The following is a 16,194-nucleotide window of genomic DNA, read 5'->3' as shown; positions in this document are numbered from 1 at the left end:
TACGGCTTAATAAGCTATCGGTTGCAACCGCGATGCAATACTCAATTTTTTTTCTTTTAACTGCAGCTTGATTATAAATTAAGTATTTCCACCACCTTAAAATGATAGTCCTCATGAAATGATACAAACACGGCCAAATAAATGCCTGACTATGGAATTTCATCATTACCCCCTATTATGCGCCATAAAAATTCTGTAATTTGAAGCCATGGATACCAATCAATATACTATTAACACCAGTTTCCTGGATTTCGCAGCGTCGCTGGCCAACCTGGAAGAGGATGCAAAAGCTGCCCTGACCTTCAGATTGTATAAAAAGCAATATGACAAAGGAGAATTGATCCTGGAAAAAGGAACTGTCTGCAACCGAATTTACTTTGTAGACAGCGGCCTGCTCAAGACCTTTTTTTATACGGAAACGCGCGAATTTATCATGCGCTTTTTTCCTGAAGGAAATATGTTTACCGTGTTGGATAGTTTCCTGACCCGGCAACCTTCCTCCTATTCTATCTTAAGCCTAGAAGCTACAACACTTACCTGCCTGAACCACGATGATTTGGAAGCACTTTGCGCCCGCTACCATTCGGTAGAAACATTTTTCAGAAAACTGGTGTCGTTGGCTGCCGTAAATATGATGGACAGGATCAGCAGCACCCTGGAAGAAAAAGCACAGGGCGCTTATCAGAACTTCCTAAAGGAACACGGAAGATTATTGCAAAGGATCAGCCTGGCAGACCTTGCCGCCTATCTGGGAATTACGCAGGTTTCGTTAAGCAGAATCAGGGGAATAAAGTAGTTTTTATCATTTGATAAATGCAGAACTAGCTTAGCAATGTACCTTTCACGCATATTAAACATCGTGATGAAAAATCCTCTTTCCCTTCCTCAGACAATAAGCCTTTTAGCAGCATGTCTTTTTACAGTTGTTGCTCCGGTTATGGGTTATCTATCCATTGGTCTGGCTCCCGTAATAATTGTGGGAGGCTCCGCCTTCATAGGACTAATCTGCTGGTACAAAACCTATCTGAAAAACCCTGTTGAACCTGGGGTGATCCTTCCGCTTTTTATTCTTACCGTAGCCGGTTTACAGATCCACATTGTAGAAGAGTACCTGATGGGCTTTGCACCGGCCATGAGCCGTCTATTTGGTATTTCCTGGAGTGAAAAAAGCTTTTTGATGGTCTTTGCACTGGTGGGTCCAGTCATTTATACCCTTACATCACTCGGATTGTACTATAAAGTTCATATCGCGGGATTTGTGGCCTGGTTTATCTTTATCGGTCCCGGCGTTGCAGAATTTACTCATTTTATTTTTCCACTCCTTTCACCGGAAATATTGCCGCATGATCCTCATTCCATTACGACTGTCATTAATGGAAACTCAATCCCGCAAATGCCTAATTTCTATTTCAAAACCACAGGACATTATTATTTTCCGGGAATGTGGACCGCAATCCTTCCCATGATTCCTGGTTGTATTGCCATCTATCGGCTGCTGATTAGAAAAAATTATCACGTAAACATCCTATATTAAAATACGCTTGCTTAACATCTTAATTCCGGATAAGTACCTCAGGAAAAGGCTGCAGATGAACTGAAAACCATTTTTTTGATCATTTAAGTTGATTTTTCAGTTGCCTGGGTTTCCCCTCCATACTGCATCAAAGTTCGAGGATATTTAACACAACTCACGTTTTAGCATTGAGTGGCCGGAAACCTTTTGACATAAAATTACGATGATATTATTGTGCTGGTAAGTTTAGCCATGTAGGTCTGCAATAAACCTGATGGCTTCCTGATTTTTTCTATGTCAATCAAATTTTTGATACCAATCGCCATTTTCGAAACAAAATTATTGGAAACATTTTTTTGTTTCGGGAAAAATTGTTTCGAAAACTTGAAACATTTTTCACGGAAACTTTTTTTTGTTTCAGCAAAAACGTTTCAAATTGCGCATAAAAGCATATTTACATCAATTTAAAAAGAAAAGGAAAATATTGGATCGAACTAAAATCACTTTCTATCACAGATTAAATTTTTACCCGAACCCAATTGTAGCTTTAATTATACAAACTAAATATATTGTATTTTCAGTCTTGTTTTACTAACCTGAAGCCTATTATTTACAATTAAATCTTTACAAAAAGTTTTTCCTTTATACCAGTATTTTATTCAGGAATATTATATTTGATAGTTAACCAAATATCTATGATGAATAACAAAACGGTTTATGATGCGATAGTTGTTGGCTCCGGCATTAGTGGTGGATGGGCTGCGAAAGAGCTAACTGAAAAGGGAATGAAAGTATTGCTTTTGGAACGTGGAAGGAATTTCGAACACATCAAAGACTACAAGTCTGCGCAAGGTGATCCTTTTTCATTTCCGCATCGCGGTAAAACAACTGTAGCACAACAAAAAAATTATCCTGTTATCCATCGTGGATGGGCAGCACATGAGCCGATCATGGATTATTGGGCAAATGAAAAAGATAGTCCTTATGTAGAAACCAAGCCCTTTACCTGGTGGCGCAGTTATCAGATGGGTGGCCGCTCCGTGCTTTGGGGCCGCCAGAGCTATCGTTTGAGTGATCTCGACTTTGAAGCCAATCAAAAAGATGGCATCGCTGTCGACTGGCCCATCCGTTATAAAGATATAGCCCCCTGGTATGATTATGTAGAAAAGTTTGCAGGAATCAGCGGTTCCAAAGAAGGCCTCGCACATTTACCGGATGGCATGTTCCTCCCACCTATGGATTTGAATTGTGTGGAAAAGGACGTAGCAGCACGACTAAAAGCACATTATAAAGATGAACGGCATTTAATTATCGGCCGCGTGGCAAACCTTACCGCAGCCATTCCGGGCAGAACCAAATGCCAGTTCAGAAACCGTTGCTGGGAAGGATGCATTTTTGGCGGCTATTTCAGTACGCAATCTTCTACTTTGCCTGCAGCTTTAAAAACCGGTAATTTAACCATCAGGCCCTTTTCGATCGTTACGCAGATCCTCTATGATCAAGACAATAAAAAGGCCAGGGGTGTAGAGGTGCTTGATGCCGAAACCAATCAAACCTATACGTTTAATTCTAAAATTGTATTTCTCTGTGCTTCCGCATTAAACAGTGCCTGGGTATTAATGAATTCGGCAAAGGATATCTGGCCGGGCGGCCTGGGCAGCAGCAGTAATGAGCTTGGCCATAATGTAATGGACCATCACTATAACCTCGGTTGTTCAGGAACCGTTGAGGGTTTTGAGGATAAATATTATTACGGAAACCGTGCCAATGGATTTTACATCCCCCGGTTTGTGAATCTGGGTGATGATAAACGGGATTACCTGAGGGGTTTTGGTTTTCAGGGCAGTGCAAGCAGAACTGGCTGGAGCAGCAACATACCCGAGCTGGGCATAGGCAGTGCCTTCAAAGAGGCCCTTACCGAACCCGGAGGATGGTCGATTGGTGCCACCGGCTTTGGTGAAATTTTACCCGACCACCGCAATAAAATATCTTTGGACCAGCAGGTAAAAGATAAATGGGGACTTCCCGTTTTAAACATGGATGCCGAACTGCAGGAAAATGAGATTAAAATGCGTAAAGATATTTTGAAAGAGCTCAAAGCCATGTTCGAAGCTGCCGGTATTAAAAACATCAGCAGCTGGGATAGCGGCCACGCCATGGGGCATGGCATACATGAAATGGGTACGGCAAGAATGGGCCTTTCGGAAAAGACATCCGTATTGAACAGTCAGAACCAGGTATGGGATTGCAAGAACGTATTTGTAACCGATGGCGCTTGTATGACATCATCTGCCTGCCAGAATCCATCGTTAACTTATATGGCCCTTACCGCAAGGGCTGCAGATTTTGCGGTAAGGGAATTGAAAAAAGGAAACCTTTAAGGAAACGAACATGGACAGAAGAGATTTATTAAAATCAATCGCCATATTAACAGGCGGAACTTTGATCGGTGCAGATGCCTTGCTTAGTAGCTTTACTTACCCAAACAGTACAGCCATTGGCATATTATCCCAAAACCAGATCAGTTTGCTCAATGAACTTGGTGAAACCATTTTACCTGGAACTGCTAAATCTCAGGGTGCCAGGGCTGCTAATGTGGGTGCCTTAATTAATACCATCGTATCTGATTGTTATACCAAAGCACAACAAACCACATTTTTAACAAACCTGACACAAGTTAATGCTGATATTTTAAAAAGCTTTAAAAAGCCATTCTTAAGTGCCAGTAAAGCAGAAAAACACAATTTTTTAACAGTATTGGATCAGCAGGCCTATAATTTTCAAAAAGAGAAACAGCAGAAAGACAGGGAAAGCAAAAAAGATAATGAGAAGTTTGTTGCCACCCCAAACCATTACTTTACCGGTTTAAAACAACTGATCCTCTGGGCTTATTTCAATTCAGAGATTGGCGCAACTGAAGCACTGCGGTTTGTTTCGGTTCCTACCCGCTATGAGGGTTGTGTACCCTATCACAAAGGTGACCGTGCGTGGTATTAACATGCAGATCAGAAATGTGATATATCTTTTAAATGCATCTTAAATTCACGATAAAAGTGTAACCTTTTAAGGAAGTTCACTAGAGAAATGACCAACATCAGTAGGCCTAACATGGAATTAAATACCATGATACATTGGTTCATGGTGTTTTCGTGCACAAAAGTGCCGGCATATTTCATACAAATGCGTAAAAAACAAGGCATACCAATAACAAAAACGTATTAATAATCAGTCATTTAAATCAAAACCAAATAATTTTTTCAGAAAAATTTTGTAGATTATCATATAAATTTCCATTTTTGGCGACCAAACAAAATAATTCATGCGCCCTCACACCTCTAAATTGCAGTTTTCTGCAATTGGTAAATTACATGCTATCATTATAGGTATAGCTATTCTTTTTGCATCATTCAATACTGTTAACGCCCAAAATAAAATTGATACCACTAAAATTCAGACCAATACATCCAAATTTGAGATCGGTGTGGCTGGTGGATTAACAGTAAATAAATTTAGCAATGGTCAGCCTCACACCGGAACCCATACCGGGTATACTGCCGGCCTTTTATTCACCTATAATGTTTATCAGCAATTGAGTATCCAGCTGGAGACAAACTTTATCCAACAAGGTGGCCAGCTATTGAGCTTTAAAGATGATACCAGATATGGTTTACCCGAGGATTTTAGCACCAAAAATGTAAAGAACAGTTCAGTATATTTAAATAGCCTGAATATTCCCTTACTGTTAAAATACACGATTCCATTAAACAAAGACTGGCAACCTGCCCTATATGCTGGTGGAAGTTATGCCTATAACTTTAATGTCACAGAGCATTATCAAAAAACCGGCAACTTGCTTCCCGGAGAAGATGTCATCACCACTGTTACAGATTCAGAGCATGTTACCGGCAGGTATAAGCGGGATAGGCTAAACCTGATTATTGGGGCAGATTTGCGTTTACCCCTGTTTAGCAAGGTGAAATTACTCTTCGACTTTAGATATGAAGCCGGTGCAACTCCTGCAAGAGAAAATTATTCTTACATGGAGAAGGTAGGTTTCGGAAGCAACATCAGATCCAACTCTTTTATATCCAAACTAGGCCTGATCATTCCGGTACAGTAGCCAAAAATTCTTAATCAAGAACCAATTATATGAAATTAAAATTTACCAGACTATTTTTAGTTGTCCTGGCGCTTTATGCTACAGGCTGTTCAAAAGATGAGTTTTCAGAAGCAGATGCCATTGCTGCACAGAAAGAATTATTAAACCTGAAGTATCAGCATGAGCTGGATTTAGAAACCCTAAAACAAAAAGGTGCAAGCGCATTGCAACAACTTATAAATACCGCTGCGCTTCAACAACTTAAAATGAACGACAGTCTGGCCCGTGCAAGTGCCGTTGCCGCTGCTAAACAGGATTATAGCGTAGCTGTTACTGATGTAGTAACCAATGCACCAGTTGTTGATGCTGAGGTGATTGTCTCATCAGAAGGCAAACTCTTTTCCAGCAAAACCAATGCACAGGGTATCGCAACGTTTTCTTCTTTGTATTTGTTTCCTACCAGTACATTCTTAATTACCAAAACCGGCTATGCTGCCACGCAAATTATGCGCAAGGACATCACTTTAGGGACAGCAAAATTGTGGAATACTGCAGAACTTTCGAACGAAATTTCAGGGACATTATACATCGAAACCGATTTAACCAATACCACACCTGAAAAGGTTGGCGGAAATGTATTGGTTACAGCTTCCACATCTGTTCCTAACGGCTTTAATGGTTCCTATAGTGTACAATTTCCAACTTATACCACAGCAACGGGTGCTTATTCCTTAAAATTACCAGCTGCGCCAGGCGCTTATACCTTTAGTTTTGCACAGGTTGAAGCTGATCAGAAATTATACATCTATGGCACAGAAGACAGTACCGTCGCAGTTCCTTATCAATTACCTTATTTAGCTACTGTTAAAACCTATTTTAATGTTAATGCTTCCAATGTAAATATTCCTAGTGTTGTTGGCCCTGTCTTTCTGAAATTTCCAAAAGATAAGCTGGGAAGGGAACTTTATATTCCGGTAAACGGATATACAAACAGTACTGTTTATTTAAGTGCTGTTACAGATGGCTTTCAGGTGGAACGCCTTAACGTAAATGCTTACAACTACTATAATGGAGTGTATTACGACCTGAATCAAAGCACGTTTGATGCCAATACAAAATTAGATGTTACAATGGTTGATATTATCGGTAATATTATCAAAAGTCAGCCACTGCTAAGCGCCACCACCAACAGTGCCGGAAAAATTGCAATGACCAGTTCTGCAGAAGGCGGATACGGGTCTGTGCATTTAAGAAGAGATGCTACCGGGAAGTTAGTAGCAAATGCCAAAGGTTTATTTTCAAAAGCCGCGGTATATGATGTTAGCCAAAACTCATATATTTTAAATTATAGTTCAAATTTAAATTTCGCTTCAAATTTGATTACGGGCTTAAACTACTCGTTGCCTAACAAGGGTGATAAAAAGATCATTAACTTTTACTACGGTTCAGGCGAAAGCAGGGTAAAGAAAGTTTACTAATTATATTTTCTCTCCATAAAATTTTAAGAACCCCTGCAAGTCTTTTCTTGCAGGGGTTCTTTGTTTTATGAATTAAGTTTTTATTGTGCTAACGAAGCAGTACACTGTTATTTCAATTCTGATTCGTATATTGACGGTGTAACCAAAAAAAGATATAGCCTCATCTATAAACCTACCGGATATGAAAAAATTAATATTGAATTTCCTCCTCTTCACCTCCCTCGGCGCTTATGCCCAGGAGAATTTAAACTTCAACAACCAGAAAGAAATTACATCACCAGAAATCCATGCAGATAAAAGTGTGACATTCAGACTCTCAGCGCCTCAGGCAAAAAAACTTGAATTACAGGGCGATTTATTGGCTGCACCTGGAATTGCTACGATGAAAAAACAGGCAGATGGCCTGTGGACCTACACCACTTCGCCACTTAAGCCGGAATTATACAGCTATTCTTTTATAGTAGATGGCTTAAAAATCAGAGATGCCAGCAATGTATACCAGATCAGGGATGTAGCTTCAGTAGTAAATGTTTTAATTGTGGGCGGTGGCAAGTCCGATAATTATTTAGTGGCTGATGTGCCACATGGTACTGTGGCCAAAAGGTGGTACAATTCTCCTGGCAATGGAATAGAAAGACGAGTGACGATCTACACCCCGCCAGGATATGAAACCGGTAAAACCAAATATCCGGTACTGTATTTATTGCATGGCATGGGCGGCGATGAAGAAGCCTGGGCCGCACTTGGCCGTACCCCTCAGATTTTAGATAACCTGATTGCAGCAGGTAAAGCAAAGCCCATGATTGTAGTGATGCCAAATGGCAATGTAGCCCAGCAGGCTGCACCAGGCGAAGATATAAAGGGTTTCTATAAACCTACGATGCAATTGCCTCATACCATGGATGGCAAAATGGAAGAAACATTTCCCGATATTATCAAATTTGTAGAAAGCAATTACCGCGTAAATGCAAAGCCATCACAACGGGCAATCGCAGGCTTATCAATGGGTGGATTTCATTCCCTGCATACCTCCAGGTTTTACCCAAAAACCTTCGATTATGTTGGCCTGTTTTCTCCGGCCATCATGCCATTTGGTAAAACAGAATCACCTGTTTATGCCAATGTGGATGCAACACTACAGAACCAGTTTAAAAACGGTGTAAAATTGTATTGGATCGGTATTGGTAAAACTGATTTCCTGTATCAGGCGGTAAGTGATTACAGAAAAAAACTCGACGGAATAAATGCAAAATATACCTATGTAGAAAGCGAAGGCGGTCATACCTGGTCGAACTGGCGCGATTACCTGGTACTTTTTGCTCCTCAACTTTTTCAATAAGGTAACCTCTAGCAAATACTTGTTAAAATCTAATCTCTTGCCTGATCCAGCAACATTTTAAATATCATCAACCTTTTAAATTTTAGTTCCCTGTCGTACTTTAGACGGGGAACTGATGTTTACCTGCTCAGCAATATTAGCACGACAAACCTTTTCATTTCCCAGCCAGCAAGCCACTGATGCTCAAAACGTAAGCATCCGTAATTGTTTTTATTTTTTAGGTCATTCTGAAAAACCAATCCACCCTCCTATCGGTTGTAACAGGTATCAGATCATCATTAACAGAAAACCTAAAATCACTACCATGAAAACAAAATTTAACCTGATTGCCTTAGCAGGATGCATGCTGATGGCCGCTGCCTGTTCAAAGGATCCGGAAACAGGCTCCGTAATTGGCCCTGGTGTAGAAACCAACCCGCCCAATACCAGTTACACACCAGCTTTTGCAGGCCAAACCAGAATCACAGCTGTAAGTACCGGTACTTCCATTCAGGGTACGGCTATATCCACGGCGCTCACTGCACCATGGGGCATCACCGCACTACCTGATGGAAGGTTATTAATTACCCAAAAGGCAGGTACCTTGCGTATCGCCACCACAAGCGGAACATTAAGTAGTGCCATCACCGGACTTCCGGCGGTAAATGCCAACGGACAAGGAGGGCTGTTAGGGCTTTGCATCGACCCCCAGTTCAGCACCAACAGAATGGTTTATTGGGTATTCTCCGAAAATGTTGCAGGGGGTAACCAAACTTCAGTAGCCAAGGGCAGATTAGCACAAAATGAACAAAGCATTGAAAATGCAACCGTTATATACCGTGCGGGGCCAGCCTATAACGGTACACTTCATTATGGTGGACGTATTCTTTTTGATCGCACAGGCAACCTGATTGTCAGTACCGGCGAACGCTCAGACCTGGCTACCAGGCCACTGGCACAATCTGTTACTGCCGGACTCGGAAAAATAATCCGCATTAATACCAATGGACAAGCAGCAACAGGAAACCCTGTTTTTTCAACGGGTGGAGCACTTCCTGAGCTGTATAGTATCGGTCACCGAAACCCTCAGGGATTGGCAGTTCATCCGGTTACGGGAGACATCTGGCAGAGCGAACACGGCCCGCGTGGCGGGGATGAACTCAACAGGTTACAAGGTGGACGAAACTATGGCTGGCCAACCATCACCTATGGTATTGAATACAGCGGTGCTGCCATTGGTGCTGCCATCCAGCAACAAAACGGATTGGAACAGCCCGTGTATTACTGGGATCCGGTTATTTCGCCAAGTGGAATGGTTTTTTATACCGGCAGCCGCATCGCCGAATGGCAAAATAACCTGTTTATCTGCTCCCTATCTGCTACACATATTGCAAGGCTTGTTATTAAAGATAATGTAGTTACCGGTGAGGAAAGGTTGCTTGCCAGCGAAGGACAGCGTTTCAGAGACATTACGCAGGGTACAGATAATGCCTTATATGCGGTAACGGATGGCGGAAGGTTATACCGGATTGACAGAAATTAATCTTTAAATTAATAAAAGGATTCTAACCAGCTTCTTAACACAAAAAGCGCACAAGAATAACAATCCTGTGCGCTTTTATCATCTTCAGACCAATTAAAAGCCTTATTAATGGATTTTCTGATTTAATTCCTCTTCCAGTTCTTTGATTAATTCATCATAACCTTTTCTATCAAAAAATGATGCCGGGCGATAGGCATCCCCGGGCTGATGCTTTTTATGAAGTTCGAACTGACTGGCATGAGAAGCAAGCCAGATATCGAAATGCAATTTTTTCATTGCGGCCAGGGTATAAACATAGTCCTGAGTAATGTTTGGGTAATCCGTAATTTCAGAAAATTTCTTTTCAGTAACAATGGTCGGCATATTGGCAATTAATACCTTATAACTCCTTTCTTTATCTTTAACATCAAATAAAAAACTGCATGAACCCTTGGTATGTCCGGGGTGATGCAGCATTACCAGTTGCATGCTACCCAGACGCACGACATCACCATTATGCAATAAGCGATCGGCTTTAATGGGCTGAAAGGCTGTGCCATGACCTCCCAATGCATAATCCGAACGTCCGCCATCTGCAGCAACAGAAGCATCTTTTTCATCCACCATAAATTGAGCACCCGTAATTTTTTTAATCCTGGCCATGGCTCCCATATGGTCATAATGCGCCTGCGTGGTCAGCAGGATTTTAATATCCTTAAATTTAAACCCCAGCGTTTCTACATTCGATTGAATTAAAGGCAGTGAAGCCGCTAGCCCGGTATTGATGAGGATATTACCCTTTGGTGTAGTAATCAGGTAGCAAGCCAGATCGGCTGTCCCCACATAATATAAATTACCTGCAATGCGGAAAGGCTGGTAAGGTTCGGACCATTCTGCAGGGATATTTTTAGGTTCTTCCACTTCTTGTGCCTTTACCAGAATAAAACTGAAGAGTAAACAAAAAGCCATTAAAATACGATTGAAGCAATGTCTAAGCATAAAATAAGTCATAAAATAATGGCGTAATAATAGTGATTTTTTGCAACATGTTATTGATCATGGATAAGGTAGTTTTTACCTCTGATTCATTCATTATGCTATCGGATAACAATATGTTTAAGCACCTGCCACTTTCTTTTTAACTACTTATTTTGCAGCAATACCGCTAAATAAGGAATACTTTCACATCAGCCTACCTCTTTTACAGCATATCATCGGATTTTTAACGAAGATGAATCGGGTGCGATTGTCATAGTTACGTATAACGTCCGAAGGAAATCCGTATTAAGTCCGTGATAATGCTTAGGATCGGCACTGTTTGTTATCCCCGAATAATACGCTATTTTGTTTATGGTCTAATTACTTCTTATTCTGCTAATGAGCTGGGTCTAAATTGATAAGAAATTTAAACACCAGTCACAGGCTGGCACCAGCAAACCGACCAAACACATCATTGAACAGCGGTGAGCTTTCGCTAAATAAATAGCAAAGCCCGACATCTCTGCCTGGCCTTACTACAATTTTATTTATCTCTCCCTCGCGATATGCATGCACCAGCTTAGGTACCTTTCTAAAAAGAAAGATACCTAAAGGGCGGGGTTGCAAAAAATGAAATAAACTAAATATAGATTTTATACTAATTAGATACCAGTGTAGTTACGCTTGAAGCAGCCAGGTTAATCCCAAAATTTCCACCTGAAACAGTGAGGCTGTTAGAAGCCAGATTGGAAGTACTGGTGGTAACATAACGGTTAAATCCGCTAACGCTTATTCCGCTGTAACCAAATGTCTGGTAGGTGACGGCGTTATTTTGGTTTACGATTACAATAACCAGTTTAGATCCGCTTTTGTAGGCCGTTACGTAAACCCCTGGTGTTGGATTAGAAGTGCAGGAAATTTTGCTGTATCCCGGACGCACATAACGGGCATAATGTGCCATCACATAACCTACTTTCTGGATGTTTCCGCTCTCACTCATTGGCCCGTAACTTCTTCTGATGTACCACCATACATAGGCGCTCCAGCCGGCATTCATACAATCGTGTATTTCTTTGGCAGCATTCATGGCATTCGCCCAGTCATCACCGCTGATGCTGGAATTGGTATAATGTTCTGTCATCCAAACCGGTTTGCCCACATTCCCTAAGTTGTAAGGCGTTTTACCATAGATGTGGCCGCATACAAAACTGGTTTTCGATTTTGCAGTGGCATTGCTGAGATAGGTATTGATGTAGCTTTGATTCATTTGAAAAGGTTCTGGTGCCATAATAGGGGCGCCACAATTGCTACCTTGAGCAGCTACGAAATCGGCAACTTCTGACGCAGTTAGTTCCATTGATTCATAGTTGACCTTATAATCTGGCTCATTGGTAGGACTAATGGCTGCGAGACCGCCAACGGCACTGTTAAAAGCACTTAAATGTGCCGCATAAGCACCATAAGAACCGGTATTAATTTTACCACCAATAATGCTGCCATTTGTTTTCATGGAAGCGGGTGCAGACCATGCTGATGCAATAGCCGATCCGCCAAATGATTTACAGGCATCGATAGTTGCTTTTTCAGCAGCAAACTCTGAACTGGAATTAGGCACACGTACACGAACAATACTTAAACCGATACCGTTTGTTGGTGAAAACGCAGTAGTTCTCTGCGCGCTGGTCAGATCTCCTGTCCAGGCCACAATATTAGCCCCGCCAAAACCCTTAATGGTTTGCTGTACTGCTGATGCATCAATAGATGCGTTTCCTTCTGCCGTAGCCTTTTTTGAGGAATCTGCCTGAACATTGACATTTTTATTCGATAGATCTTGTGGCTTTACGTTGTCAATATCATTTTTTGAACAACCTGCCATGATAAGTGCAATGGCAAATACACTGAATAGTTTTTTTTTCATGTAATTTTTTTTTGGTTAGATAAACATTTAATTCATATAAAATTAGCCAATCCACTATTTCATAAATGGATCGATTAACTAATTTTCTAGCAAATATGTTTACCTCCTAAAGGTTGTTCGGCTTACAATTTTGTACATTTCTAATGAGTAAATGATTAAATGAATTCATTGTATCATCATAAGAGGCAAATTCCCATCCTCATTCCACGCCAGGCATGAAGCTTCACAATCAAATATTAATCATACATTTAATTACTAAAAAACAAATACATAAAATAAAAATTAAGCTTACAAAAATTTATTTAAGCTTTGAGTAATTACATTTCAAGCCTGAATATTTATTGGTTTCATTAACGGGAAAGCGCAATGATATAACGGGCTTTTAGATTGATCATTATATTTGATGCCGGTTAATTTATTTGCAAGCGAAAATGTAATATAGTCAAGAATGAGGAGCCAGGCGGCCTCATTAGGTTGATCAATTGATCTTCATTGAGCCAGTGTGCCCATATCAATAAGTCAGTCTTTTTATCTGTTATTATTTTCGAAATCTTTTTTTTACCTTATCAGTTTATGGATAAACTTATGCGCTTTCTGATCAGACTTTAGAATTTGGGATCAAAATTAAAGTAAATTGGATTAGACAAGCTTACCATTTTCTCGCTTAATGCCATTGATTTAGGAACTTCAGGATAATCATTTACTTTACCTTCTACCATTACCCGATAATACGTTCTTCCCTTTAAATCAGGAACATCTGTAAAGGTAGTAACCGGAGCGTCCCCCTTTATTTGATAGGTATTAAATGTCTTTCCATTTTTGATCACCGTAACCGAATAGGTTTCACCAGGTATAGTGTTTCCCATCAACTGAATCTGAAATTTTACTGGCTTGCCCGTTGAAACGGTGTTGTCTCCCATCATCATGTCGAATTTACCGGTTCCAGTAACATCGGCATAAAAAGCTATATGTGGCGAATTTGGATTTGCACTCACAGCTACCCTTCCATGGTTTAAGGCATCAACAATGGCACTCAAACTTCGTGTCTTAGCATATACCCAGGTAGTTGGCGTTCCAATATAATTATAGGCTGCCTGATAGGTATTTTGGCTTGGTTTTTCTGAAGCGGTTGGCGTTCCGTGGTGTGCATCACTTCCTCCTCTACCCGTCATCATCCTGCATGAAGAAAGCATATCATCCCAGATCATCATGGCATTTGCATTTTTAGTCCACATGGCCGAGTTCCATACTTCAATTGATTGCACCAAATCGTAAGAAAACCCAAAATTATCTTTACCGCTCGGGTGGTTGGCTGATAAATGGATATTTAAAGATTTTTTAACCTTGCCGATATTGACATCACGTTGATCTCTTACATCAAACAGTCGCTGATGATCATATGGCTTTGCTGAAAATACATTTCCATGGCCCCTGGTGGTGGTCCATTCGGCACCATACAGCAATAACAAAGTATCTGATTTAAATTCCGGATCGGTCCAGGTATGGTGCGCTACATCGCCATTGACATGGTTATCATGATCCGTGATGCACACATAATCCATTTTTACAGCTTTCGAAAAGTTGATAATTTTCGCTACTGCGTTATTGGAAGATTCTGTACTGTGCCTGGAATGGACATGCAAATCACCTTTTAACCAAATGCCGGCACCCGAATCAATTAATTTCGATTTATTGTTTTCTTGCCCGCTTGCATCATTAAAGTTTAGCAACAGCATAACAAAGCCAATTGACAAGGTGTGCTTTAAATTATAGATCATGATAAATTTAAGGGTAAATAATAGCAAAAAGAGCCTGTATCATAAATCCGAAATATCATCCTGAGCTTGCCGAAGGACTTATAACAAATGTCCCTCATGATGTTTTGACAAGCTTAACATCACAGATCTTAATGGAAATTATGGATTATGATACAGTCTCCTGATATTTGAATGTATTATATTTTTAAGCTTTTACTAAAAATGTTTCCGGCATTTCTGCTGCTTTAAGCATGAAATTATGAAGTTCATAATTTTTAACAAAAGGTTTCAGGTTTTCAGATCCGGGACCAAACATCGTTAACTCCACATAATCTCCGGTATGGTTCATTCCCGCCCACTGTACATCCGTATATTTGCTTAGAATTTTTCCATATTCATAGAACGGAAGGTTTGATTCGTTATAAAGCTGCCCCGGAACAATATCTTTAAAATGCACCAGCAGCGATTTCACATCATCAGCTTTCATCTCGAAACCCTGGTTTTCTTTAATTAAATCGATAATTTTTTGCTCGCTAAAAGATTGATTCAGCTGTGCTAAAAGCCAGGTATTGCTGTGTTTAAAGTGCTGCAGGGTATCGAATTTCTTATTGGCTTCATCGGCATAAAATAGACCCGGATTCGCGTTGCCATGATCTGTGGTGATGATCACCAAGGTTTCGCCATCCTTTTCAGCAAATTCAATTACCTTTCCAACAGCTTCATCAAAAGCCAGCTGGTCAAAAATCAATCCACTCAAATCATTGGCATGAGCAGCCCAGTCTACCTTACCACCTTCTACCTGTAATGCAAAACCAGCTTTATTATTTTTCATCAGTTCAATGGCTTTAACCGTCATCTCTGCTAATGTAGGGGTACTTTTAATCAGTTCCTGATCGTGTTTGCGATCGACTTCGTATGGCATTCCATCTTCAGCAAACAGGCCCAGAACCGGCTTGTCCGACCCTAAAGCCAACATTTCAGCACGGTTTTCTGCAACCTGATATCCCTGGGTAAGGTATTTAGGAATCAGGTTACCACCTTCCCTTTTCTCACTAAAATATTTATGCCCGCCGCCCATCATCACATCGAATTTCAGCCCCAGGTACATTTCAGCAATAATATCCTGTCCTCCACGGTTATTAATATTAATGCAAAATCCCGCTGGTGTGGCATGGGTAATGGGCACCGTTGTTACACAGCCTACCTTTTTACCCTGCTCTTTAAATTTTTGCAGAATGGGCTGTGGTTTTTCACCATTCATCCCCACATTAAGGGAACCATTTTTCACCCGCATTCCCCCGCCCCATGAGGAGCTTGCCGCGGCTGAATCGGTAACCATTGAGCTGGCAGAAGCCGTATCCATTAAAGCCCTCACCGCCTTATTGTCGCGATACAAACCCAGCCATCTGCTGCTTTTACCAAAGGCACGACTGGCATATAAATCTGCCATGTTCAGGGTACCTATACTCATGCCATCACTGACCATCATAATGATGTTCTTCGCTTTTTTACCGCCAATCAATGGTTTGGCTACCACATCTTTTAATCCTACAAGAGGTAAGCCCAAACCGGTGAGCAAACCTCCTTTTAATAATGATCTTCTGTTCATAT

12 protein-coding genes are annotated in these 16,194 nt (G+C 40.8%); 8 read left to right on the top strand and 4 right to left on the bottom strand.

What is annotated here, in order from left to right; all coding sequences use genetic code 11:
* The first annotated feature begins 208 nt into the window (after positions 1-208).
* From OQ267_RS16065 to OQ267_RS16030, 8 genes are all read left to right on the top strand, one after another.
* Positions 209-796, top strand: coding sequence for a Crp/Fnr family transcriptional regulator (locus OQ267_RS16065; protein ID WP_265836861.1), 588 nt, complete (start codon positions 209-211; stop codon positions 794-796).
* A gap of 66 nt (positions 797-862) precedes the next feature.
* Entirely contained in the window at positions 863-1,534 is a 672-nt protein-coding gene (locus tag OQ267_RS16060; RefSeq protein WP_265836860.1) for a hypothetical protein, read from the top strand.
* A 674-nt stretch (positions 1,535-2,208) separates the two neighbouring features.
* Positions 2,209-3,894, top strand: a complete 1,686-nt coding sequence (locus tag OQ267_RS16055; protein ID WP_265836859.1) for a GMC oxidoreductase — start codon at positions 2,209-2,211, stop codon at positions 3,892-3,894.
* 10 nt (positions 3,895-3,904) lie between these two features.
* On the top strand, positions 3,905-4,510 hold the full coding sequence (locus OQ267_RS16050) for a gluconate 2-dehydrogenase subunit 3 family protein (RefSeq protein ID WP_265836857.1): 606 nt from the start codon (positions 3,905-3,907) through the stop codon (positions 4,508-4,510).
* Positions 4,511-4,832: 322 nt separating this feature from the next.
* The gene (locus OQ267_RS16045) at positions 4,833-5,633 is read left to right on the top strand and encodes a porin family protein (RefSeq protein ID WP_265836856.1); all 801 of its coding nucleotides are present in this window, start codon (positions 4,833-4,835) and stop codon (positions 5,631-5,633) included.
* A 29-nt stretch (positions 5,634-5,662) separates the two neighbouring features.
* Positions 5,663-7,090, top strand: a complete 1,428-nt coding sequence (locus OQ267_RS16040; RefSeq protein ID WP_088300601.1) for a hypothetical protein — start codon at positions 5,663-5,665, stop codon at positions 7,088-7,090.
* A 181-nt stretch (positions 7,091-7,271) separates the two neighbouring features.
* On the top strand, positions 7,272-8,429 hold the full coding sequence (locus tag OQ267_RS16035; RefSeq protein WP_265836854.1) for an esterase: 1,158 nt from the start codon (positions 7,272-7,274) through the stop codon (positions 8,427-8,429).
* A gap of 304 nt (positions 8,430-8,733) precedes the next feature.
* Entirely contained in the window at positions 8,734-9,951 is a 1,218-nt protein-coding gene (locus tag OQ267_RS16030; RefSeq protein ID WP_088301319.1) for a PQQ-dependent sugar dehydrogenase, read from the top strand.
* A 105-nt stretch (positions 9,952-10,056) separates the two neighbouring features.
* On the opposite strand, the gene bla is transcribed toward OQ267_RS16030, so the two are convergent.
* The 4 genes from bla to OQ267_RS16010 form a co-directional block, all read right to left on the bottom strand.
* A complete protein-coding gene (bla, locus tag OQ267_RS16025) occupies positions 10,057-10,941 on the bottom strand; it encodes a subclass B3 metallo-beta-lactamase (RefSeq protein WP_416348667.1) in 885 nt (294 codons plus the stop codon).
* Positions 10,942-11,566: 625 nt separating this feature from the next.
* Positions 11,567-12,826 (bottom strand): glucuronoxylanase, encoded by a 1,260-nt coding sequence (locus OQ267_RS16020; protein WP_265836850.1) that lies wholly within the window; start codon positions 12,824-12,826, stop codon positions 11,567-11,569.
* 605 nt (positions 12,827-13,431) lie between these two features.
* Positions 13,432-14,604 carry a CehA/McbA family metallohydrolase gene (locus OQ267_RS16015; RefSeq protein ID WP_265836849.1) on the bottom strand — a complete coding sequence of 391 codons (1,173 nt, stop codon included), beginning with the start codon at positions 14,602-14,604 and terminating at the stop codon, positions 13,432-13,434.
* A 184-nt stretch (positions 14,605-14,788) separates the two neighbouring features.
* Positions 14,789-16,192, bottom strand: a complete 1,404-nt coding sequence (locus tag OQ267_RS16010) for an alkaline phosphatase (RefSeq protein WP_265836847.1) — start codon at positions 16,190-16,192, stop codon at positions 14,789-14,791.
* Positions 16,193-16,194: the final 2 nt, after the last annotated feature.

Source organism: Pedobacter sp. MR22-3, from assembly GCF_026240075.1.
Classification (GTDB): Bacteria; Bacteroidota; Bacteroidia; order Sphingobacteriales; family Sphingobacteriaceae; genus Pedobacter.
This window is presented reverse-complemented; position numbering and strand designations above follow the sequence as displayed.

Excerpts from the sequence above, each read along its gene's own strand:
- OQ267_RS16040 (WP_088300601.1), top strand. The coding sequence starts at position 5,663 with ATGAAATTAAAATTTACCAGACTATTTTTAGTTGTCCTGGCGCTTTAT.
- OQ267_RS16060 (WP_265836860.1), top strand. The coding sequence starts at position 863 with ATGAAAAATCCTCTTTCCCTTCCTCAGACAATAAGCCTTTTAGCAGCA.
- OQ267_RS16020 (WP_265836850.1), bottom strand. The coding sequence starts at position 12,826 with ATGAAAAAAAAACTATTCAGTGTATTTGCCATTGCACTTATCATGGCA.
- OQ267_RS16015 (WP_265836849.1), bottom strand. The coding sequence starts at position 14,604 with ATGATCTATAATTTAAAGCACACCTTGTCAATTGGCTTTGTTATGCTG.
- OQ267_RS16045 (WP_265836856.1), top strand. The coding sequence starts at position 4,833 with ATGCGCCCTCACACCTCTAAATTGCAGTTTTCTGCAATTGGTAAATTA.
- OQ267_RS16010 (WP_265836847.1), bottom strand. The coding sequence starts at position 16,192 with ATGAACAGAAGATCATTATTAAAAGGAGGTTTGCTCACCGGTTTGGGC.
- OQ267_RS16055 (WP_265836859.1), top strand. The coding sequence starts at position 2,209 with ATGATGAATAACAAAACGGTTTATGATGCGATAGTTGTTGGCTCCGGC.
- OQ267_RS16030 (WP_088301319.1), top strand. The coding sequence starts at position 8,734 with ATGAAAACAAAATTTAACCTGATTGCCTTAGCAGGATGCATGCTGATG.
- OQ267_RS16065 (WP_265836861.1), top strand. The coding sequence starts at position 209 with ATGGATACCAATCAATATACTATTAACACCAGTTTCCTGGATTTCGCA.
- bla (WP_416348667.1), bottom strand. The coding sequence starts at position 10,941 with ATGACTTATTTTATGCTTAGACATTGCTTCAATCGTATTTTAATGGCT.
- OQ267_RS16050 (WP_265836857.1), top strand. The coding sequence starts at position 3,905 with ATGGACAGAAGAGATTTATTAAAATCAATCGCCATATTAACAGGCGGA.
- OQ267_RS16035 (WP_265836854.1), top strand. The coding sequence starts at position 7,272 with ATGAAAAAATTAATATTGAATTTCCTCCTCTTCACCTCCCTCGGCGCT.